Annotated in this window: 24 protein-coding genes; 4 read left to right on the top strand and 20 right to left on the bottom strand. The window is 40.0% G+C overall.

Annotated elements, in window-relative coordinates:
- Positions 1–36: 36 nt before the first annotated feature.
- The 15 genes from HT724_RS05340 to HT724_RS05270 form a co-directional block, all read right to left on the bottom strand.
- Positions 37–2,217, bottom strand: a complete 2,181-nt coding sequence (locus HT724_RS05340; protein WP_173276665.1) for a PTS transporter subunit IIBC — start codon at positions 2,215–2,217, stop codon at positions 37–39.
- A gap of 418 nt (positions 2,218–2,635) precedes the next feature.
- The gene (gene ftsX, locus HT724_RS05335) at positions 2,636–3,562 is read right to left on the bottom strand and encodes a permease-like cell division protein FtsX (RefSeq protein ID WP_000625541.1); all 927 of its coding nucleotides are present in this window, start codon (positions 3,560–3,562) and stop codon (positions 2,636–2,638) included.
- Positions 3,555–4,247: a cell division ATP-binding protein FtsE gene (gene ftsE / locus HT724_RS05330; RefSeq protein WP_000022265.1), complete on the bottom strand. Its 693-nt coding sequence runs from the start codon at positions 4,245–4,247 to the stop codon at positions 3,555–3,557. Before ftsE ends, ftsX begins: the two co-directional genes overlap by 8 nt.
- Before the next feature lie 17 nt (positions 4,248–4,264).
- A protein-coding gene (gene prfB / locus HT724_RS05325) for a peptide chain release factor 2 (protein ID WP_100127798.1) occupies positions 4,265–5,360 on the bottom strand; the annotation gives its coding sequence in 2 pieces (ribosomal slippage) (positions 4,265–5,287 and positions 5,289–5,360; 1,095 coding nt in all).
- A gap of 122 nt (positions 5,361–5,482) precedes the next feature.
- Complete coding sequence (locus HT724_RS05320; RefSeq protein WP_000268665.1) at positions 5,483–6,139, bottom strand: CBS domain-containing protein; 657 nt, start codon at positions 6,137–6,139, stop codon at positions 5,483–5,485.
- A gap of 411 nt (positions 6,140–6,550) precedes the next feature.
- Positions 6,551–7,261, bottom strand: a complete 711-nt coding sequence (locus HT724_RS05315; protein WP_000062200.1) for an ABC transporter ATP-binding protein — start codon at positions 7,259–7,261, stop codon at positions 6,551–6,553.
- Positions 7,261–8,025, bottom strand: a complete 765-nt coding sequence (locus HT724_RS05310) for an ABC transporter ATP-binding protein (RefSeq protein ID WP_173276666.1) — start codon at positions 8,023–8,025, stop codon at positions 7,261–7,263. Before HT724_RS05310 ends, HT724_RS05315 begins: the two co-directional genes overlap by 1 nt.
- Positions 8,025–8,981 (bottom strand): branched-chain amino acid ABC transporter permease, encoded by a 957-nt coding sequence (locus tag HT724_RS05305; RefSeq protein ID WP_000662290.1) that lies wholly within the window; start codon positions 8,979–8,981, stop codon positions 8,025–8,027. Before HT724_RS05305 ends, HT724_RS05310 begins: the two co-directional genes overlap by 1 nt.
- 3 nt (positions 8,982–8,984) lie before the next feature.
- Positions 8,985–9,854 (bottom strand): branched-chain amino acid ABC transporter permease, encoded by an 870-nt coding sequence (locus tag HT724_RS05300; RefSeq protein WP_000941427.1) that lies wholly within the window; start codon positions 9,852–9,854, stop codon positions 8,985–8,987.
- 115 nt (positions 9,855–9,969) lie between these two features.
- Positions 9,970–11,130 carry an ABC transporter substrate-binding protein gene (locus tag HT724_RS05295; protein WP_173276667.1) on the bottom strand — a complete coding sequence of 387 codons (1,161 nt, stop codon included), beginning with the start codon at positions 11,128–11,130 and terminating at the stop codon, positions 9,970–9,972.
- A 78-nt stretch (positions 11,131–11,208) separates the two neighbouring features.
- The gene (locus HT724_RS05290; protein WP_173276668.1) at positions 11,209–11,484 is read right to left on the bottom strand and encodes a YlbG family protein; all 276 of its coding nucleotides are present in this window, start codon (positions 11,482–11,484) and stop codon (positions 11,209–11,211) included.
- Positions 11,485–11,562: 78 nt separating this feature from the next.
- Positions 11,563–12,153, bottom strand: coding sequence for an ATP-dependent Clp protease proteolytic subunit ClpP (gene clpP / locus HT724_RS05285; RefSeq protein WP_000613475.1), 591 nt, complete (start codon positions 12,151–12,153; stop codon positions 11,563–11,565).
- 167 nt (positions 12,154–12,320) lie between these two features.
- Complete coding sequence (gene upp, locus HT724_RS05280; protein ID WP_000515974.1) at positions 12,321–12,950, bottom strand: uracil phosphoribosyltransferase; 630 nt, start codon at positions 12,948–12,950, stop codon at positions 12,321–12,323.
- A gap of 88 nt (positions 12,951–13,038) precedes the next feature.
- Complete coding sequence (locus tag HT724_RS05275) at positions 13,039–13,506, bottom strand: cytidine/deoxycytidylate deaminase family protein (protein ID WP_000136976.1); 468 nt, start codon at positions 13,504–13,506, stop codon at positions 13,039–13,041.
- 18 nt (positions 13,507–13,524) lie between these two features.
- Entirely contained in the window at positions 13,525–14,082 is a 558-nt protein-coding gene (locus HT724_RS05270; RefSeq protein WP_173213760.1) for a TetR/AcrR family transcriptional regulator, read from the bottom strand.
- 124 nt (positions 14,083–14,206) lie between these two features.
- Between HT724_RS05270 and HT724_RS05265 the strand changes: the two genes are divergently transcribed.
- From HT724_RS05265 to HT724_RS05255, 3 genes are read left to right on the top strand one after another with little or no spacing between them, the layout of a single operon-like run.
- On the top strand, positions 14,207–15,052 hold the full coding sequence (locus HT724_RS05265) for a DegV family protein (RefSeq protein WP_173276669.1): 846 nt from the start codon (positions 14,207–14,209) through the stop codon (positions 15,050–15,052).
- Between the two features lie 57 nt (positions 15,053–15,109).
- Positions 15,110–16,282, top strand: coding sequence for an NAD(P)/FAD-dependent oxidoreductase (locus tag HT724_RS05260; protein WP_173276670.1), 1,173 nt, complete (start codon positions 15,110–15,112; stop codon positions 16,280–16,282).
- A gap of 48 nt (positions 16,283–16,330) precedes the next feature.
- A complete protein-coding gene (locus tag HT724_RS05255; RefSeq protein ID WP_173276671.1) occupies positions 16,331–16,852 on the top strand; it encodes a DUF1697 domain-containing protein in 522 nt (173 codons plus the stop codon).
- 41 nt (positions 16,853–16,893) lie between these two features.
- Here the strand turns inward: HT724_RS05255 and HT724_RS05250 are convergent, their stop codons facing one another.
- Positions 16,894–17,634 (bottom strand): MerR family transcriptional regulator, encoded by a 741-nt coding sequence (locus HT724_RS05250; protein ID WP_173276672.1) that lies wholly within the window; start codon positions 17,632–17,634, stop codon positions 16,894–16,896.
- A 234-nt stretch (positions 17,635–17,868) separates the two neighbouring features.
- Between HT724_RS05250 and HT724_RS05245 the strand changes: the two genes are divergently transcribed.
- Positions 17,869–19,209 (top strand): sodium-dependent transporter, encoded by a 1,341-nt coding sequence (locus HT724_RS05245; RefSeq protein WP_173276673.1) that lies wholly within the window; start codon positions 17,869–17,871, stop codon positions 19,207–19,209.
- A gap of 40 nt (positions 19,210–19,249) precedes the next feature.
- Here HT724_RS05245 and manA read toward each other — a convergent pair whose 3' ends face one another.
- The 4 genes from manA to HT724_RS05225 form a co-directional block, all read right to left on the bottom strand.
- The gene (gene manA, locus HT724_RS05240; RefSeq protein ID WP_138700161.1) at positions 19,250–20,194 is read right to left on the bottom strand and encodes a mannose-6-phosphate isomerase, class I; all 945 of its coding nucleotides are present in this window, start codon (positions 20,192–20,194) and stop codon (positions 19,250–19,252) included.
- 258 nt (positions 20,195–20,452) lie between these two features.
- A complete protein-coding gene (locus tag HT724_RS05235; RefSeq protein WP_004261618.1) occupies positions 20,453–20,713 on the bottom strand; it encodes a SemiSWEET family transporter in 261 nt (86 codons plus the stop codon).
- Positions 20,714–20,891: 178 nt separating this feature from the next.
- Positions 20,892–21,047 carry a hypothetical protein gene (locus HT724_RS05230; RefSeq protein WP_173213766.1) on the bottom strand — a complete coding sequence of 52 codons (156 nt, stop codon included), beginning with the start codon at positions 21,045–21,047 and terminating at the stop codon, positions 20,892–20,894.
- Between the two features lie 246 nt (positions 21,048–21,293).
- A complete protein-coding gene (locus HT724_RS05225; protein ID WP_173276674.1) occupies positions 21,294–21,641 on the bottom strand; it encodes a VOC family protein in 348 nt (115 codons plus the stop codon).
- Positions 21,642–21,790 lie beyond the last annotated feature (149 nt).

Below are 21,790 nucleotides of genomic sequence, written 5' to 3'. Positions count from 1 at the left end.
TAAGAGGTTGGAATACAGCTTCCAACCTCAAGTATATTACAATTCTACTTTAGCAACTGCTGTTTTAGCTGCAAGAGAACCTGTTTTTTCTAATTTAACTGATTTAATTGCATCACCATTTGTGAAGACAACTACTGTTGAAGTTTCACGTCCTGCTGCACGGATAGCATCCAAGTCAGCTGTGACAAGGAGATCTCCTGCTGCAACTTTCTGTCCTTCAGCAACATGAACTGTAAATGGTTTACCTTCAAGACTTACTGTGTCCAAACCAATGTGAACCAATACTTCAAGACCTGGTTCGGTCACAATACCAAGAGCATGTTTTGTTGGGAAGATGCTTGATACAGTACCTGAAACTGGAGATACGATATTTCCATTTGCAGGTTCTACCGCAAATCCATCACCCATCATTTTTTGAGCAAATACTGGATCTTTTACTTGTTCCAAAGCAACAACTTGACCGTCTGCTACTGAGTAAACTTCCTCAGTAAGACCTTTGAAGTGAACAATGTTTTGTTGTGCTTCAGTCATTTGGCTTGGAAGAGTTTCAGGAATGATTTCACCTGAATCAAGGATATCTTGGATATCTGATTTCAATACGTCAGCTTTTGGTCCGTAGATAGCTTGAACCCCTTGTCCTTTCATGACAAGACCCATAGCTCCTTCTGCTTTCCATTGTTCTGCGTCACCGACTTTGTCAGCATCTTTTACAGTTACACGAAGACGAGTCATACATGCATCAACATCAACGATGTTTGCACGTCCACCAAGAAGGTTGATAATGTTTACAGCTTGAGAGCCTGCTGCAACTTTCACTTCGCTGCTAGATTCTTCTGAACCTTCAGCAGTTTCGTAGTTTCCGTTACGCCCTGGAGTTGCGTAGTTGAATTTTTGAATCATGAAGTTTGCGATAAAGTACATGATTACAGCAAAGAGAACAGTTACCCAAATGAAGTTAATGATATCCATACCGATACCAGCACTGATTGCAATAGGTGTACGAGTCAAGAACTCGATTGAACCGAATGAGTGCATACGTAGGTTTACGACGTCAGCCATAGCGAAGGCAGCACCTTGAACAAGTGAGTAAACAAGATACATAGGTGTTGCTACAAACATGAACATGTATTCGATTGGTTCAGTAACCCCTGTCAAGAATGTTGCAAGAGCTGTCGCAATCATCATACCTTTGTATTTATGTTTCTTGTCAGCATCAACATTACGGTAGATAGCCACAACCACACCCATCAAGATACCGAATGAACCGATCATTTGTCCAACTTTGAAACGAGCTGGGTGAACAGTATCTAACAAGTGTTGGTATTGACTAGCATCAGTACCTTTAAGGTTTACAAGGTCTGTTACCCATGCAAGCCAAAGTGGATCTTGACCAAATACTTGGCTACCTTTTGCTGCACCAGTTAAGACCTCATAAGTACCACCAAGAGCTGTGTAGTTCATTGGGATAGTCAACATGTGGTGAAGACCAAATGGCAAGAGCAAACGTTCCAATGTACCATACAAGAATGGTGCAAGGATTGGAGCAGTTTCTTGTGAGTTAGCAATCCAGATACCAAAGCTATTGATACCAGTTTGCACAAGTGGCCAGAAAGCTGAAAGTACAATTGCAGCAATTATTGAACGAAGAATAACTACAAACGGTACAAAACGTTTTCCGTTAAAGAATGAAAGTGCATCAGGAAGCTTACGGAAGTTATAGTATTTATTGTAAGCAGTTGCTCCAATAAAACCAGAAATAATCCCTACGAAGACACCCATGTTCAATGCTGGGGCTTCCATAACACTAATGAAGTAATCAGCAACTTTGATTTGCCCACCCAATAGTGTTGAAACCATAGCATCTGGATTTTTCAACATATCGCCTGATACACCAAAGATTGTACCAGTGATACGGTTAATCAAGATGAAGGCAAGACCAGCGGCGAAAGCACCACCAGCACGTTCTTTAGCCCAGCTTCCTCCAATAGCGAGGGCGAACAAGATATGAAGGTTAACGATAACTCCCCAACCGATTTGCTCTAGTACACCACCAGTAATAACGAGTGGTGCAAAGGTTGGGTTAATCATCACGATAGACTTACCGATTGAAATCATCAAACCAGCAGCCGGCATAACCGCGATAACCACCATCAAAGCCTTACCGAATTTTTGCCAAAATTCGAAAGACAAGACATTTTTGAATGTATCTTTCATCATTCAAATCTCCTTTATTTTTATTTAGGCAAACGTTTTACGAAAACGTTTGCACCTTTTATGATTTAATTATACCACTTTAATTTTTTTTGTAAAGGCTTTTATTCAAAAAAATACTCTTTTTTCAAAAAAATTTCTAGTGCCAAATTTCAAGTTCAAGTTAGCCATCAAGAAGTCTTCTCTGAGCGACTTCTTTATACTCTTCGAAAATCTCTTCAAACCACGTCAGCGTCGCCTTACCGTATATATGTGACTGACTTCGTCAGTCTTATCTATAACCTCAAAACAGTATTTTGAGCATCCTATGGCTAGCTACCTAGTTTGCTCTTTGATTTCCATTGAGTATTAGAAGTCCCTTTTCTAAAATTTTTATAGCAAAAAAGGAGATTTTACAACCTCCTCATAAAAATAATTATTTTACCTAAATCTTCAAGAATCGGCGCATGGAAATTCCTGATCCCAGTGAACCAATAAAAATTCCAATCACAAATAGTAGGGCAATCATCAAAGGACTAAATAAATCTGGACTAATCATGGATAGATTTTGCCCTACCAACGATTTGTTGACAGATTGGTAAACCATTTGATAAACAATAAAGACTAAAACAGATGGTGCGATAGCTCCCAATAAACCGATAAAGGCTCCTTCTAACAAGAACGGTCCACGAATATAACTGTTTTTAGCTCCAACCAAGCGCATGATTTGAATTTCGCGACTGCGGGAAATAATGGTAATACGAATGGTATTTGAAATCAAGAAAACTGCGACAAAAATTAACAAGGCAGCAATCCCTAGTCCCCAAACACGGATAAATGAAGCTAACTTGAAGAGTCTTTCTGTATTGGCACCGCCATCTTGAACCTCAGAGACACCTTCAATTTTTTTAGCATCTTCGGCTATAGTTTTTACATCATTTGGAGTGTTTGCCTCTACAATATAGGCATCATAGAGAGGATTGGCATCTCCTTCAAAGATTTTCCAGTTATCTCCCATTGTCTCAGTTAATTTTTCATATTGTTCTTCTTTACTTGAAAAGGTAACACTCTTAACCGTAGACATGTTCTTCAAAGAATCATATACCTTGTGGTAGTCATTATTTGTAACAGTTTGACCTTCTTTTTCAATTGTCTGACTGTTATCTTCCACATCCTTTCGGATATAAACTACTACACGGACATTATTTTCAATATCTGTAGCTAGTTTCGCTGTATTGAAAATAACAGATGCAAATATGGCCACCAAGGTCAAAGTAATCATGACTGAACTGACAGCAGCTACTGTCATCCAACCATTTCGTTTCAAACTTTTTAAGGCTTCAAATAAATGGCGAAAAAATCTACTAATCATCGTATCCATACTCTCCTTTTGATTCGTCACGAACGACACGACCATTTTCAATGGCAATGACACGGTGGCGCAAGGTATTTACAATCTGGCTATTATGAGTCGCCATCAAAATAGTTGTCCCTTGTAGGTTAATCCGTTCCAAGAGATTCATAATTTCCCATGAATTGTCAGGATCCAGGTTTCCTGTTGGTTCATCGGCTATCAGTACTTTGGGATTATTTACAATGGCACGCGCAATCGCAATCCGCTGTTGCTCCCCACCTGAGAGTTCATTTGGGAAAGAACGAACCTTATGCTTCAAGCCAACCAAGTCCAAAACTTCCATCACTCGTTTTTTGATATTACGGCGATTTTCCCCGATTACTTCCATAGCGTATGCAATATTCTCATAAACAGTTTTCTTTGGCAAGAGTTTATAATCCTGGAAGACAACCCCAACACTACGACGTAGAAGCGGGACATCTTTCTTTTTAATCTTAACCAGATTAAAACCAGCAACTGATAGGCTTCCTTTATCGATTTTTACTTCACGATACAGAGAACGAATAAAAGTTGACTTCCCTGCTCCTGAAGGTCCTACGATGTAAGCAAATTCCCCCGGTTGAACGCTGACCGAAACACCGCGTAGGGCAGTCGTTCCGTTGTCGTATTTTTTGACGACATCTCTCATTTCAATGATTGACATGTGACTTCCTTTCTATCTTAGCTAATGCGCCACTTGAGATAGGCATCGATAAAACCATCTAGGTCCCCATCCATAACCTTATCTACCTGAGCAACCTCAAAGCTAGTTCGGTGATCTTTTACCATAGTATAAGGTGTGAAGACATAAGAACGGATTTGGCTTCCCCATGTGATCTCCTTTTTCTCACCTTTGAGAGAATCTACCTCCGCAGCCTTCTTCTCTTGCTCCATTTGATAGAGCTTAGCCTGCAACATCTTCATGGCACGATCTCTATTTCCATACTGGGTACGATCGACCGTTGATTGGACAACAATTCCAGTTGGAATGTGGGTCAAACGTACACCTGTTGAAACCTTGTTGACGTTTTGTCCACCAGCACCACCTGAACGGAAGGTATCCATCTTGATATCATCTTCACGGATTTCCACTTCAATAGTATCATCCAATTCTGGCATCACTTCTACGGATGTGAAAGATGTATGGCGACGTTTGGCAGAGTCAAACGGCGAAATTCGCACCAAACGGTGCACACCCATTTCTGACTTGAGAAGACCATAGGCATTAGGCCCTTCAAATGATAAGGTCACCGACTTAATACCAGCCTCATCACCTGCTTGATAATCCAATACTTCTACTTTAAAGCCTTTAGCATTACCATAACGAGTATACATACGAAGCAACATATCACCCCAGTCCTGAGCCTCAGTACCACCAGAACCTGGATGGATTTCCAAGATGGCATTATTGTGGTCATAAGGTTCTGACAAGAGTAGAGTCATCTCATAGCTGGTCATCATCTTATCAAGTTCGGCTAACTGCTCTACCAGTTCTTCTTGAACTGACTCGTCTTCAGCTAAAAAGTCTAATAAAATTTCGACTTCATCCTGCAACTCTTCCATTTTGTGGAAGGTGTTATAGGTGTTTTTTAATTCATTTAATTCTTGCGACGTTTTTTGGGCCGCGATATTATCGTTCCAAAAGTCAGGTTCTGTCATCTTGTTTTCCAAGATGGCAATCTCTTCCTCTAGCCCTTCGAGGTCAAAGAGACCCCCTGAAAGAAGCTAATTTTTCACGATTTGCGTCAATTTTCTGACGGATTACTGAAATGTCCATAAATACTCCTTTTTTACATCATTTCATTATAGCATATTTTATCATTTCTTTCCATCTTTTGCTATAATCCCTTTTTTATGAAAAAAGAAGCTATAAAAAAAGAAGCCTTTGGGCTTCCCTTCTTACAAGACTTTTGCTGAAGTGCGAGTGATTTCTTCCACTTGAATACCATTTGCTTCAAATTTTTCTTTCAAGGCTGGTAAATCAATTGATCCATCGATTTGCACTTCGATAATCACCTTACCATCCTTGCGCGGAATATTGACTGTATGGGAGATATTCAAATTTTCTTCAACGATTAGAGAAACAATCTTACCAAGAACGCCAACTTCATCTTCCGTAACAAAGCGCACACGAATTCCTTCTTCTCCATAACCAGCAATTTCAAGAAAGGCTTGGAAAACGTCACGGTCCGTAATAACTCCGTATACTTGATGATTATCTACGACAGGAAGAATACCAATCTTGTTTTTCAACATTAAATAAGTTGCATCCTCAAGACTCGCATAGCCTGAAACAGTGACAACATCGCGAATCATGACATCTTTTACTTTTGTCTTATTCAGAAGATAATTCATCTCATAGATAGAAAGACTGGTTGCTTTCGATGGACTTGCTTGTGCAATGGTTCCCTCAGTCACCAAACCAACCAATTGATCATTTTCGATAACGGGCAAACGGTGCAAGCCTTGCTCTCTCATCAAATCTGCTGCATGAGATACTGTTGTATCTGGACTAATATACACTACCTTGCGGGTCATAAAATCTTTAACTGCCATGAGACTTCTCCTTTTCTATTCTTATCCCTATTATACAATCTTTTTGTAAATCTATCAAACGCTTACATTTCTTTTTCAAAATTCAGAAAAGTATGAATAAGCTAGCAAAAAGAGCTCTGAAATCGAGCTCTGTGAATGAAAGTAAGATAGCTTTCATTCGATTTTTTAATTATTAGAAATTAAGCTTTCAATATATATGTAGATTACTTTGTAATCTCCATCTACCGACTAAAAAGGTCCCCCGGACTAAATTGATGATTACTTCGTAATCCTCATCCACCGACTAAAACAATCCACTGGATAAGATAATTGCTTCGCAATCTTTATCTACAACCTAAACTAGTCTCCCAGACTATGCGATGATTGCTTCGCAATCTCTATCCACCGATTAAAAAGGTCCCCCGGACCTTTTTAACCACCCAGATATGCTTTTCTGACTTCTTCTGATGAAGCAAGTTCTTTTCCTGTTCCTGATAGGACAATTTTTCCTGTTTCCAGTACATAGCCTCGGTCAGAGATTGCGAGTGCTTTATTGGCATTTTGTTCAATCAAGAGGACGGTTGTTCCTTGCTTCTGTATATCTTGAATGATATCAAAAATCTCTTGGATAAATATTGGTGCAAGTCCCATTGATGGTTCATCTAAAAGAAGAAGTTTTGGTGTTGACATGAGGGCGCGTCCCATGGCAAGCATTTGTTGCTCTCCCCCTGAAAGAGTAGCTGCGTCCTGGTTCTTGCGTTCTTCAAGACGAGGGAAGCGTGAAAAGACCTTCTTCAAGTTAGCTTGATTTTCTTCACGATTTTTCTTTAAGAAAGCTCCCATTTCAAGATTTTCCATAACAGTCAAGCCAGGAAAGACGTGGCGTCCTTCTGGAACTTGTGAAAGACCACCTGCCACGATTTTCTGAGCCGGCATTTTTTGGATTTCTTGACCTAAAAATTCAATCTTTCCAGAGCTTGGTCTAACCAAACCTGACAAGGTACGGAGAATGGTTGTTTTACCAGCACCATTGGCACCGATAAGGGAAACAACTTCTCCTTCATTCACTTCAAAGCTTACATCACGGACTGCCTGGATCATGCCGTAATGCACAGAAAGATTATCAACTTTTAACATAGACATTAGGCTTCACCTCCTAGATAAGCTTCGATAACGCGTTTATTGGTCTTAATTTCGTCTGGAGTTCCTTGGGCAATCAAACGGCCATATTCAAGTACGTAGATACGTTCTGTTACTTCCATGACCAGATTCATATCGTGTTCAATCAGCATGATCGTAATCTTAAATTCATCTTTGATACGACGAATTAACTCAGTCAATTCAGCTGTTTCCTGAGGGTTCATACCTGCTGCTGGTTCATCTAAAAAGAGAATTTTAGGTTCCGTAGCAAGGGCACGAACAATTTCCAAACGACGTTGTTGTCCGTAGGCGAGGTTTTTAGCAAGAGTTTCTGAATCCCCATCTAAATCAAAGATTTTCAACAATTCCAAGGCTTTAGCTTTTAATTCTTTTTCACTCTTGTAAAAAGCTGGTAAGCGCAAAAAACTAGCAAAAACATGCTGTTTGTGATGGTTGCCAAAAGCAATCAAAACATTGTCCAAAACGGTTAAATCTTTAAAGAGACGGATATTTTGGAAAGTACGTCCAAGTCCCAAAGAAGCAATCTTATAAGGCGCCTTTCCATTCAAAAGGTGACCATCTAGGGTTACTGTTCCCTCACTTGGTTCATAAACACCTGTCAAGAGGTTGAAAAGAGTGGTTTTACCAGCTCCATTTGGACCGATTAGTCCAACCAGTTCCCCTTCGTTCAATTCAAGAGTCACATCTCCAACAGCTGTTAGACCGCCAAAATGTTTGGTTAACTGTTTTACTTCAAGTAATGCCATTAGTTTTGTTCCTCCTTCTTAGATTTTTTAAAGAAACGTGATAGACTCAATTCCCATGTCCCAAGTAGTCCACCTGGTCTGAAAATCATTACCAATACCAAGGCTAAAGCATAAATAATCATACGCACGCTGGCAACATCTTGGAGAAGCATATTCAAAATTCCAAGAACAATAGCTGAAACAATGGCACCTGTAATGGAACCAAGGCCACCAAATACAACAATAATCAAAACGTTGATTGAGTTGATGAATGTGTAATCTTTCGGTACAACAGATCCAATAAATCCTGCCTGAAGTGACCCTGCAATACTTGCAGTAATGGCACCAAAGACAAAGGCAATGATTTTAATTTTAGTTGTATTAACACCGACTGACTCTGCAGCGATTTCATCTTCACGAACAGAGAGGGTTGAACGACCAATTGGACTACGCAAGAAGTTCAAGGTTGCAATGGTTGTAATCACAACAAAGAAGTAAACCATTTGCCAAGTTGTAAAGTTTGGAATTCCCAAGATACCTGCCGCACCATTTGTAAGACTTCCACCATTGATGATAAAGATACGGATAATTTCAGAAACACCTAGAGTCGCTACCGCAAGATAGTCTCCCTTCAAACGTAAGGTTGGAATTCCGACAAGCAAGGCAACTGCTCCTGAAAGCAAAGCTCCTACCAGCATGGCTCCAAAGAAGGCACCGTAGGTTGGTGATTTAGAACCAATAATAGCTGCTGCATAGGCACCAATCGCCATGAAACCAGCATGACCAAGTGAAAATTGTCCTGAAAAACCAACGATTAAGTTGAGACCAACAGCCAGAATAATATTGATTCCGATTTGTTGTAAAATCTGTACATAGAATAGGTTGAGTACTCCGACTGAAACCAGTACACTAATCAAGCCATAGCCAGCTAACAAAAGGAGTAACCATAGAATATTAACTTTTAAATTTTCCTTCATCGTTTACACCTTCTCTTTCACATTTTTACCAAGGATACCAGCTGGGCGGACAATCAAGATCAACAACAAGATTCCATAAACAATGGCATCACGGAAGTCTGACATTCCAAAGGCTGTCGCAAAGGTTTCCAATAGACCAATCACAAAGCCACCAAGAGCCGCACCAGGAATAATTCCAATACCACCAAGTACCGCGGCAACGAAAGATTTAAGACCTGGAGTAACCCCCATCAAAGGCTCAAGAGAGTTATAATAGAGGGCAATCAGAACACCAGCCGCACCCGCAAGAGCAGAACCCAAAGCAAAGGTAAAGCTGATCGTACGGTTTACATTGATCCCCATCAATTGCGCCGCATCGCTATCTACGGATACTGCACGCATGGCTTTCCCCATCTTAGTCTTTTGAACAATGACTTGTAACAAAATCATCAAAATCAAGGAAATGGCCAAGATCATTAACTGCACGTTTGTTAGGCTAACTGGTCCCAAATCATAGCGAACTGTTTGAATCGCTTGAGGAAAGGCACGGGTATTGGCACCAACCAGATAGACCATCCCATACTCCAATAGGAAAGAAACCCCAATAGCCGTAATCAAAACAGCAATACGCGTAGAGTGGCGCAAAGGTCTGTAAGCAAGGAACTCAATCACGACACCAAGAATAGCTGTCGCTAACATAGCTACAATAAGAGCTACAAAGAAATTCATTTGGAAAGAATTAATCAAGAAATAACCGATAAAGGCTCCCATCATATAAATATCACCGTGGGCGAAATTGATGAGCTTGATAATTCCGTAAACCATGGTATATCCTAGGGCTAACAGCGCGTATACGCTACCTAGAATCAAACCATTTACTAGTTGTTGGAGCATAAGATTCACTCTTTCTATTTATAATTTTGAGGGTTTTCCCTCACTTTTTGATAGGTTCTTAAACATCGAAACAGGGAGTGAGTCCGAGTCTCATTCCCTATTTCAACATTTTCTATTATGGTTTTACAACTTCTGCTGCTTCAACCTTACCATTGTTCATGGTCATCATGTAAGCAGTTTTGACTGTGTTGTGGTCTGCATCAAAGCTTGTTTGACCAGTTACACCTTCAAAATCTTTTGTTTTAGCAAGGTTATCCTTGATTTCACCAGAGTTTTTAGCACCTTTTGCTGCGTTTGCTACAAGGTGAACTGAGTCATAAGCCAAAGCTGCAAATGTTGAAGGCTCTTCGTTGTACTTAGCACGGTATGCGTCAAGGAAGGCTTTTGCTTTAGCTGAAACTTCTACAGTAGTTGAGAAGCCTGAGATAAAGTAGATGTTTGATGCTTTTTCAGCAGTTGCTTGTTGTACAAATTCTTCACCGTTGAATCCATCACCACCAACGATTGGTTTTTCAATTCCCATGCCACGCGCTTGGTTTACAATTTTACCAGCTTCAGTGTAGTAACCAGGGACGATGATAGCATCAAAGTCTTTCCCTTTCATTTTTGTAAGGGCTGCTTGGAAGTCTGTGTCACCTGCTACGAAAGTTTCATCTGCAACAATTTCACCCTTGTAGGATTCGCGGAAAGATTTAGCAATCCCTTTAGCATAGTCGCTGGCATTGTCAGTGTAAAGAACAACTTTCTTAGCATTTAATTTTTCAGAAACATAGTTTGAGATAATTTTTCCTTGGAAGCTATCTTGGAAAGTTCCGATAAAGAGGTAATCTTGACCTTTAGTCAACCCATCTTGAGTCGCACTTGGCGAAATCAATGGAACACCTGCTTTTGTAGCGTTCGCTACCGCAGCTGCAGTTGCACCAGATGTCGCAGGTCCTACGATTGCTGATACTTTAGATTGAGTTACAAGGTTAGTTGTTACTGAAGCAGCCTCTGCTGTTTCAGACTTGTTATCTTTATCAACTACTTCGATTTGTTTTCCATCGATACCACCTGCGGCATTGATTTCATCAACAGCAAGTTGGGCACCTTTTTGTTCAGATGTTCCGTAGGCTGCTACAGCACCAGTTTCTTCGAAGTTAAATCCGATTTTGATTGTCTTTTCATCTACTGAGTTACCAGCAGCGTTTGACGCTCCAGACTTCACTTCTCCACAGGCTGCAAGAAGTGCTACACTTGCAAGCGCCACAAACGATAGGGCAAATTTTTTCTTCATCTTTTTTGTCTCCTTATTTCTTAAATAAATAGCATGTTAAGAATATACCGAATTATCAGAAAATTGTCAACACTATTCTTAAACTTTTTCGATGATAACGTTTTCCTCTCGATAAAGATTGCCCACAAAGGGTGTTTCCAGCTCTTGGATATGACAAACTCTGACTTTTTTTATAAACTTTTCCTTGCTCAAGCGCCCGACCAATTGCTCCACTTCTTGAGTTGGAACATAGAGTTGTAAGTAACGATGTTTCTTGGAATGATAGGTAATATCTCCATAATCCTGCAATTTTTTGACATCACGATTATAGTAAAGATAGATAATCAAGCCAGATCGATTGACTTTTTCAAACATGATAAATCCTCTTTCTAAGAAATCTCTCCCTATTATACCAAAAAAAGCAAACCCAGTCGAGTTTGCCTTCTTTGATCATTAGTTCAATGAATTGTTGGCCATGATTTCATCAATAAAGCCATATTCAAGTGTTTCTTGAGCACTCATCCAGTTATCGCGTTCTGCATCTGCATGAACTTTTTCGATTGACTGACCTGAATTTTCAGCCAAGATTTTTTCCAAAGTATTACGAGTTTTAAGCAAGTGTTCTGCAGCAATCGCCATATCAGTTTGTTGTGTACCACCACCTGTACCACCCATTGGTTGGTGAATCATGTATTCAGCATTTGGAAGCATGAAACGTTTACCTTTTGCTCCACTTGATGCGATGACTGTCCCCATAGATGCAGCCATTCCCATAACGATAGTTTGGACATCAGCCTTGATAAAGTTCATGGTATCAACGATTGCCAAACCAGCTGAAACAGAACCACCAGGTGTATTAACATAAAGGTAAATATCTTTTGTACTATCTTGGGCATCCAAGAAAAGTAACTGGGCAATAACTGAGTTAGCCATGTTGTCTTCAACTGGGCCTGTCAGCATAATGATGCGGTCTTTGAGAAGACGTGAGTAAATATCGTATGAACGTTCTCCACGGCTTGTTTGTTCAATAACTACAGGAATCATTCATTTCTCCTTTTGAGTTTTATTTGTCAAATGACTGAAGATAAGACTATTATAATATCTTGGTCAAAAAAGGTCAAATTTTTGCTCTGTTTTCATTAGACAGAAACAAAAACTCAACCTCCTTTCACGACTAGAAATCCTTTTCCAAGTCAATCTTCTTTTCGATCTTATTTCGTACCGAACAAGCGGTCTCCAGCATCACCAAGACCTGGAACGATATAACCGTGTTCGTTCAAGCGTTCATCCAAGGCTGCTGTAAAGATTTCTACATCTGGATGAGCTTCTTGAAGGGCTTTTACACCTTCTGGAGCAGATACAAGGCAGACAAATTTGATATTTGATGCACCACGTTTTTTAAGAGAATCAACAGCCAAGATTGCTGAGCCACCTGTTGCCAACATTGGGTCTACGACAAAAATTTGACGTTGGTCAATATCTTCAGGCAATTTCACCAAGTACTCAACTGGTTGAAGTGTTTCTTCATCACGGTACATACCGATATGGCCAACTTTAGCAGCTGGAACCAAGCTCAAGAGCCCATCAACCATCCCGATACCTGCACGCAAGATTGGAACGATGGCCAATTTCTTACCTGCCAATTGTTTTTGAACTGTTTTTGTAATTGGTGTTTCGATTTCCACATCTTCTAGTGGAAGATCACGAAGTACTTCATACCCCATCAACATTGCAATCTCATCTACTAGCTCACGAAAAGCTTTTGTAGAAGTATCTGTACGACGCAAGATTGACAATTTGTGTTGAATCAGCGGGTGATTAATAACTTCAATTTTTCCCATTTTTGGAATTCCTTCTTTCAATTTATTCTTCTTATTATACCAAAAAACGGTTTAAAAATCTTTCTAAACCATTTATTTTTGATAATTTTTACATTAGATCTGCCTCTTTAAGAGCTGTCTGTACGGTCTCAAGTGGTAAATGAGTCAATTCTGTTCCCTTTTCTTGATAGAGGTATTGGGCGTAGTCATCCATTCGGTACTGGTTGATATAAACCACACGCTTACAACCGACCTGAAGCAATTGTTTTGTACAGTTGAGACAAGGAAAATGGGTTACATAGGCTGTAAAGCCTTTAGGAACACCACGTTCTGCACCTTGAAGGATAGCATTGACCTCAGCGTGAAGGGTGCGAACACAGTGACCTTCAATGACCAGACATTCGTGGTCAATACAATGCTCGGTACCTGACACCGAACCATTATATCCAGTGGAAATAACCTTATTATCCTTTACCAGAATCGCGCCCACTTTAGCGCGTTTACAAGTGGAACGATTGGCAATTAGTAGGGCTTGAGCTGCAAAATACTCATCCCAGGCCAGTCTTTTTTCAGTCATATCTCTTCTCCTTTTTCTCTATTTTTTAAAAAATGGTAACCGTAAATCCGCTATCTTTTCAGCAGGTACCTTCATGCCATCCTTGATCCATTTTAAAAGAACAGAGACGATGGCCGAGCTCCAAAAGGAATGAAGATAAGAGCTGACACCTTTTGATTTTCCATGGTATTTTTCTAAAAATTCCTGCATGGCTTGGACAAAGATTTTTTCTAAATGGTAATCCAAGGCCAGTTGAATCACTCTGGCTTCCTTTCTTGCTTCTCGGAAAAGGTGAACCCAGACCAGATAAAGGTCTGTCTTTAAATCGTAATGATGCAGCTGTTTCATAATATTGTGGACAGTTCGTTTAAAGACGCTTTCTAAAATCTCCTCTTTGGAATCATAATTGCGATAAAAGGCTGCACGCGAAACGCCTGCACGTTTGACCAATTCAGAAATACTAATCTTGGTCAAGTCCTTTTTTTCCAAGAGTTGTAAGAGGGCTGTTTCGATGGCTTCTCTAGTTAATAAATTGGATTCTTGGTTTGATTTTCTGAGATTTTCAAGAGATTTTTCAGAGATTCTACGTTCAGACATAACATTTTCTTTCTACTTGTCACAACAGACGGATGAGGCTTTTGTTTCAAGGGTTTTCATGATATAATTGTAAAAAAAGACAGAACCTTTGTCAATGTATAAGTGGCAAAGATGGAGAATTTCTATGACTTGGAAGATTATTGCTGACTCTGGTTGTGATTATCGTCAGCTGGAGACACCAGCTATTGACACGACCTTTGTAAGTGTCCCCTTAACCATTCAAGTAGCTGATCAGGTCTTTGTTGATGATGCCAATCTTGATATTGACCAAATGATGGAAACCATGTATGCAACTGCAGAAGCTTCAAAATCAGCTTGTCCAAGCCCAGATGATTATTTGCGAGCATTTGAAGGAGCCAAAAACATTTTCCTAGTAACCATCACTGGTACTCTTTCTGGCAGCCACAATAGTGCGCAACTGGCCAAGAATATTTATCTGGAAGACCATCCTGATACTAAGATTCATGTAATTGATAGTTTGTCTGCTGGCGGTGAAGTTGACTTGCTCGTAGAAAAATTGAATGATTTGATTGACCAAGGCTTATCTTTTGAAGAAGTGGTTGAAGCTATCACTGCCTATCAAGAAAAAACCAAGTTGCTCTTTGTTCTAGCAAAGGTCGATAACTTGGTAAAAAACGGACGTTTGAGCAAGCTTATCGGTACAGTCGTTGGCCTTCTAAATATCCGTATGGTCGGAGAAGCTAGTGAAACTGGAACTCTCGAATTGCTACAAAAAGCAAGAGGACCAAAGAAATCGATTCAGGCAGCCTATGAGGAGTTAATAAAAGCTGGTTATGCTGGTGGCCGTATTGTCATGGCCCAACGCAATAACGAGAAATGTTGCCAACAGCTTTCAGACCGAATCCGTGAAAATTTCCCACAAGCGGATATTAAAATTCTCCCAACCTCTGGTCTCTGCAGTTTTTATGCAGAAGATGGTGGTTTGCTGATGGGATATGAAATTGATTAATTGCATTCTTAACAAGAGGTGACCATCATCTCTTGTTTTTTATGGTACAATAGAGCTATGAAACATTTTGATACTATCGTCATCGGTGGAGGACCTGCTGGCATGATGGCTACGATTTCCAGTAGCTTTTATGGACAGAAAACCCTCCTCATCGAAAAAAATCGGAAACTTGGAAAAAAATTAGCTGGGACTGGTGGGGGACGTTGCAATGTCACCAACAACGGAACTCTAGATGACCTACTTGCTGGCATCCCTGGAAACGGGCGCTTTCTCTACAGTGTCTTCTCCCAATTTGATAACCATGATATCATCAACTTTTTTACTGAAAATGGGGTTAAACTCAAGGTCGAGGACCACGGACGCGTCTTTCCTGCTAGTGACAAGTCTCGTACCATTATTGAGGCCTTGGAAAAGAAAATCACTGAGCTCGGTGGTCAAGTTGCTACTCAAACCGAAATTGTTTCGGTTAAAAAGGTAGACGACCAGTTTGTCCTTAAGTCCGCAGACCAAACCTTCACTTGTGATAAACTCATTGTCACAACTGGTGGTAAGTCTTATCCTTCGACTGGTTCGACTGGTTTTGGTCATGAGATTGCCCGCCATTTCAAACATACCATTACCGAGCTTGAGGCTGCTGAAAGTCCTTTGTTGACAGATTTTCCACACAAGGCCTTACAGGGGATTTCTCTGGACGATGTGACCCTAAGCTATGGTAAGCATGTCATCACCCACGATCTGCTCTTTACCCACTTTGGTTTGTCTGGCCCTGCTGCTCTGCGTATGTCTAGTTTTGTCAAGGGTGGGGAGGTTCTCTCACTAGATGTTTTGCCTCAACTTTCTGAGAAGGACTTGGCTAAATTCCTAGAAGAAAGTCGGGAAAAATCCTTGAAAAATGCTTTAAAAACCTTGTTACCAGAACGCTTGGCAGAATTTTTTGTACAAGGCTATCCTGACAAAGTCAAACAACTGACTGAAAAGGAACGTGAAAAACTGCTCCAGTCTATCAAGTCCCTCAAAATCCCTGTGACTGGTAAAATGTCCCTCGCCAAGTCCTTTGTTACCAAGGGTGGCGTCAGTCTTAAGGAAATCAACCCTAAAACTCTGGAAAGTAAGCTGGTACCTGGCCTCCACTTTGCTGGCGAGGTCATGGATATCAACGCCCACACAGGTGGCTTTAACATCACTTCTGCCCTCTGTACTGGCTGGGTTGCGGGATCAAATCTAATCTAAATATACATTACTCAATGGAACAATCTACCCCAAAAGAAAGGAAGCCCTTTGGAACATATTATCTTGTTAAGGGGAGTTACTCCTAATGGAAAAAATGCTATCCCTAAAATGTCTTATCTAGTAGATATCTTGACAGAAGCTGGTTTTCAACAAGTTCGAACCTATATTCAAAGTGGAAATATTATTCTTGAAAGTAACTTAGCTCTCGAAGAAATACGAGAACAGGTTCATACTCTAATAAAGGAAAAGATTGGAGCCAATCTCAAAATAATCATTAAGAATAAGGATGATTTTGAAAACATTGTCCAAGAAAACCCGTTTGGAGAACACTATCTTTATGACCGTATACACGTGATTTTTTATCAAGAATCTATTCCAAGTCTCCCTTTAGAAAAATTGAAAATTGATTACGGTGAAGAAGAAATTTGTATCGGTAACCATTGTCTTTACCTCTATCTCCCTAGAACTGCAAAACAAAAGAAACTCCATACCAACTATCTTGAAAAACTTTTTAATGTAGATTTGACCATGCGAAAATTGAATGTAGTAGAAAAATTATTAAGCAAGTAGTGCTTGAATTTAGAAAAAATCGGAAGAATACTCCTCCGATTTTATTTTGTCTGAGTTTGGACATAATGGGCAATGACATCTGATGTATACTGGGCGGTGCCAGGTCCAAATTTGTCAATGTTTTCCTTAAATTCTGGGTTGTAGACGTAGCCTTTACCGATATGACCGAATACTTCAACGGAGCAGTCGAATCCATAAGTACGAATGGCTTGCAAGAGTTTAGCAGCTTCTTCTTGATTTTCGGCTGCTGTTACAGGTAGACTAGCTTGAAGATTTTGTGACAAGGCTCGAAATACTTGATTGAAGGCAGCCGTAGCTTCGTCTTCGTGACCTTTTTGGCGCTCCAGCGCTTGGTCCATGACTTCTTGTCCATATTTCTCTACCGCCTCGTAGTGGTATTTTTGATGGTCTTGGTAGTTAAATCCAGCGAATTTCTCTTGAATGCTCATTTCTCTTTCTCCTTTTTGTTCTTGAATGGTTTTTTGCAAGGTTGAAATCAAGGTATCCAGATGTTCCCTTTCTCGAGTCAAATAGTCCAACTGCCTAGTCAAATGAGGCAATAAATCTGTCCTTTCTTCCTTTAATAGCTCTGCTATCTTTTCTAAAGAAAAACCTAGATATTTGTAATAAAGAATAACCTGAAGGCGTTCCAAATCCTCCTGACTGTAGGTTCGATAGCCGTTTTCCGACTTTAAAGGAACCAAAAGTCCTATCTTATCGTAGTGGTGCAGGGTCTTGACAGAGACACCTGAAAGCTGGGCAGCTTCTTTTATATGGTACATGATTTCCTCCTTACATTGATAGTATACCCCCTCCCCTTAGGTCAGAGTCAAGCGATTTTGCGAAATTTTTTACTTTATCATAACATGAAAATGGTTTTCTTGACAGACCTTAGAAAACATGATAGGATAGTCAAGTCTATCAATCAAAAGAAACGCTCATTTTGAGTACTGATGAGGCTAGTTGCCAAGGGCAGTAGCTTTTTCTTTTGTAATACTAATTTTAGGAGTTTAACTATGTCTGAAAAATCGCAATGGGGTTCTAAACTGGGCTTTATCCTAGCATCTGCTGGTTCAGCCATCGGACTTGGAGCCGTTTGGAAATTCCCCTACATGACTGCTGCTAACGGTGGAGGAGGCTTTTTACTAGTCTTTCTCATTTCCACTATTTTAATCGGTTTCCCCCTATTGCTGGCTGAATTTGCTCTCGGCCGAAGTGCTGGTGTCTCAGCTATCAAAACCTTTGGAAAACTAGGCAAGAATAGTAAGTACAACTTTATCGGTTGGATTGGTGCCTTTGCCCTCTTTATCCTCTTATCTTTCTACAGTGTTATTGGAGGATGGGTCTTCATTTATTTAGGTATCGCTATCGGTAAAGCTCTCCACCTAGGCATTACCAATGACTATGCTCAGTTATTTACTTCAATCATTTCAAATCCAGCCATTGCCCTAGGAGCTCAAGCAGCCTTTATCTTATTGAATATCTTTATTGTATCACGTGGGGTTCAAAAAGGGATTGAAAGAGCTTCTAAGGTCATGATGCCCCTGCTCTTTATCATCTTTGTCGTCATCATTGGACGCTCTCTCAGTTTGCCAAATGCCATGGAAGGGGTTCTTTACTTCCTCAAACCAGATTTTTCAAAACTGACCAGTGCTGGTCTCCTCTATGCTCTGGGACAATCTTTCTTCGCCCTCTCACTAGGGGTTACAGCCATGCTGACCTATGCTTCTTACTTGGACAAGAAAACCAATCTAGTCCAATCAGGGATTTCTATCGTAGCCATGAATATCTCGGTATCCATCATGGCAGGTCTAGCCATTTTTCCTGCTATGTCAGCCTTCAATATCCAGTCTGAAGGGGGACCGAGCCTGCTCTTTATCGTCTTGCCTCAACTCTTTGACAAGATGCCTTTTGGAACCATTTTCTACATCCTCTTCCTCTTGCTCTTCCTCTTTGCGACGGTCACTTCTTCTGTCGTGATGCTGGAAATCAATGTAGGCAATATCACCAACCAGGACAACAGCAAGCGTGCTAAATGGAGTGTGATTTTAGGAATTTTGACCTTTGTCTTTGGCATTCCTTCAGCCCTATCTTACGGTGTTATGGCGGATGCTCACATCTTTGGGAAGACCTTCTTTGACGCTATGGACTTCTTGGTTTCCAATCTCCTCATGCCATTTGGAGCTCTCTGCCTTTCACTTTTTACAGGCTACATCTTCAAGAAGGCTCTTGCTATGGAGGAACTCCATCTTGATGAAACGGCATGGAAACAAGGACTTTTCCAAGTCTGGCTCTTCCTTCTTCGTTTCATCATTCCAATCATCATCATCGTGGTCTTCATCGCCCAATTTATGTAATCAAAAAGGACTTGAGTAGTAAACTCAGGCCCTTTCTTTTTTATGGATGGCTAACAATCAATTCCAAATCTTGCCCTTCCAGAGTCCAAGCTTCAACATCACTTGGTAGGATAAAGTGGCTGCCTTTTTGGATTGGATAGTTTTTTCCGTCAACAGTCAGTTGACCTTGACCAGCTAAGACACTAAACAAGCTGTAGTCAGCTGTCTTTTCAAAGTCAACTTCTCCAGTAATTTCCCACTTGTAAACTGCAAAGAAATCATTGGATACAAGGAGAGTGGAACGCAAATCATCTGCTTTAACAGTTACAGGACGGCTATTTGCAGGCTCACCAATATTCAAGACATCAATGGATTTTTCAAGGTGAAGTTCACGCAAGTTGCCCTTGTCGTCCTTGCGGTCAAAGTCATAAACGCGATAGGTAGTATCACTAGACTGTTGGGTTTCAAGAATCAAGATGCCTGCACCGATAGCGTGCATAGTTCCACTTGGCACATAGAAGAAATCTCCAGCCTTAACTGGTACTTTTGTCAGCAAGGCATCCCAGTTTTTATCTTCGATTTGCTGGCGGAGTTCTTCTTTTGACTTGGCATTATGCCCGTAGATAATCTCTGAACCTTCATCCGCAGCGATGATGTACCAGCACTCTGTTTTTCCAAGCTCGCCTTCATGCTCGAGTCCATAAGCATCATCTGGATGAACTTGAACACTGAGCCAGTCATTGGCATCGAGAATTTTGGTCAAAAGTGGAAATACAGGCTCTGGACGGTTGCCAAACAATTCACGGTGCTCTGCATATAAAGTAGCCAGGTCTGTTCCCTCGAAACGACCATTGGCAACTTTAGAGACACCATTTGGATGGGCTGAGATAGCCCAGTATTCTCCGATTTTTTCACTTGGGATATCGTAGCCAAACTCATCACGTAGCTTGGTACCACCCCAGATTTTTTCTTGCATAACTGATTGTAAAAATAATGGTTCTGACATCTTGATCTCCTGTCTGATTTTTCTCCCCTCATTATAGCAAAAAAAGAGTTCGAATTGAACTCTTTTTCCTATCTTATAAAGTAGGGAGAAGATTTTGTAAAAATAGTAACGATATACTTTTTTCTTTGATAGAGACGAACATAAAAGACTCTCGTAAAGCTAGCTGTCACTGGACTTTTTTCCTCAACTCTCATTCAAAAATTACTTTAATGAAGCATCTATTTTCATAAACGAACAAAACTGAAACCAGTCTTCTTTTTAAATCAAAGCTGTAATAGCCGTCACAAGGCCAAAAACGATACCTGGTGCATTAGCAGCTGCAAGTGGAATATCTCTTTCCTTCTTGAAAAGACCATAGTAAACCCAGAGACTACAGTTGATAGCTGCGACTAGGGGTTGAATGAAGTTGCCTTTTTGACCGGCAAGATTATTCATGATTTGTGGGAAATATGATACATACATCATAACAGACATAAAGGTCGCTGCCCAGCCCAACACTTTCATTTGTTTTTCAGACATTTTCAAAACCTCTTTTATTCTTTTATACTTTCTATTTTATAATTTAATACAAAAATAAGCAAGACTTTAAGAGTTTTATTATAAAAATGTGAACTATCACAAGCTTGTGATAAGAAACAGACCGGATTACTCCGATCTGTTTAATCCATAAAATGTAAAAATGAATAGCTCTTGTCAATCAATGGATAGATTGATTGATTGTCAGCAAGCCGTGGTTAATGATTGCTGCAATATCTTCAAGACCATGCAAAATAAAACTTCCTACAATCAAACCTATAATAATTGAACAGATAATCATGGTCATACAGATTAGATAAACATCCTTTTTTTGCATCTCTTTCCTCCTAACGAATTAAGAAAATTCACTTACTACAGCTGTTTAATCATATTTCTCCTTTCCATATCAGTCTTATTTTCTGCTCTTATATTTTTATTATAAGATTTTAGGAAAACGCTGTCAACTATTTATATGCAATTTCTTTATATTAAAAAGACCGGATTGCTCCGATCTTTTCAATAGTTCATATTCTCAATTTCTGTTTTAAAAATAGCTAAGGTTAACGTCAAACGACTAAGCACCTTATTTCATACGATAAAAATCAAGCACTAGACCAGCTGGACCTTTTACAAGCAAGGATTCTGTTCCCCAATCGGTTACAGTTGGACCGTTTAAAACCTGGATACCAAGTTCTTTCAACCGTTGGTAGTTCTGGTCTACATCCTCAACCTCTATATGAAGAATGATTCCTGACTGAAAATTTTCCAAAGGAACCAAATGATTTTGAGACAACATCAGACAGTGACTGCCAATCGTAAACTGAGCAAAACCATCATCAGCATAATCTGCCTGTTTATCCAAAATACGCTCCAAGTCAGCACAGACTTGGGGAACATCTGAAACGATAATATCTAATTGATTTAAATTCATTTACTATCCTCCATAAAAAGACCGGATTGCTCCGATCTTTTTATGTTTCTCTCTATGAAAATCAAAGAATAAACAAGGCATCAAACTGCAGGCAGTACTGGAGTACGGCAAGGTGAAGATAACGCAGTTTATATTTGATTTTCGACGAG

It is taken from the genome of Streptococcus sp. k-402 (assembly GCF_013277515.1).
GTDB lineage: Bacteria > Bacillota > Bacilli > Lactobacillales > Streptococcaceae > Streptococcus.
The sequence above is the reverse complement of the archived record's forward strand: the minus strand, read 5'-3'. Positions and strand labels throughout refer to the sequence as shown.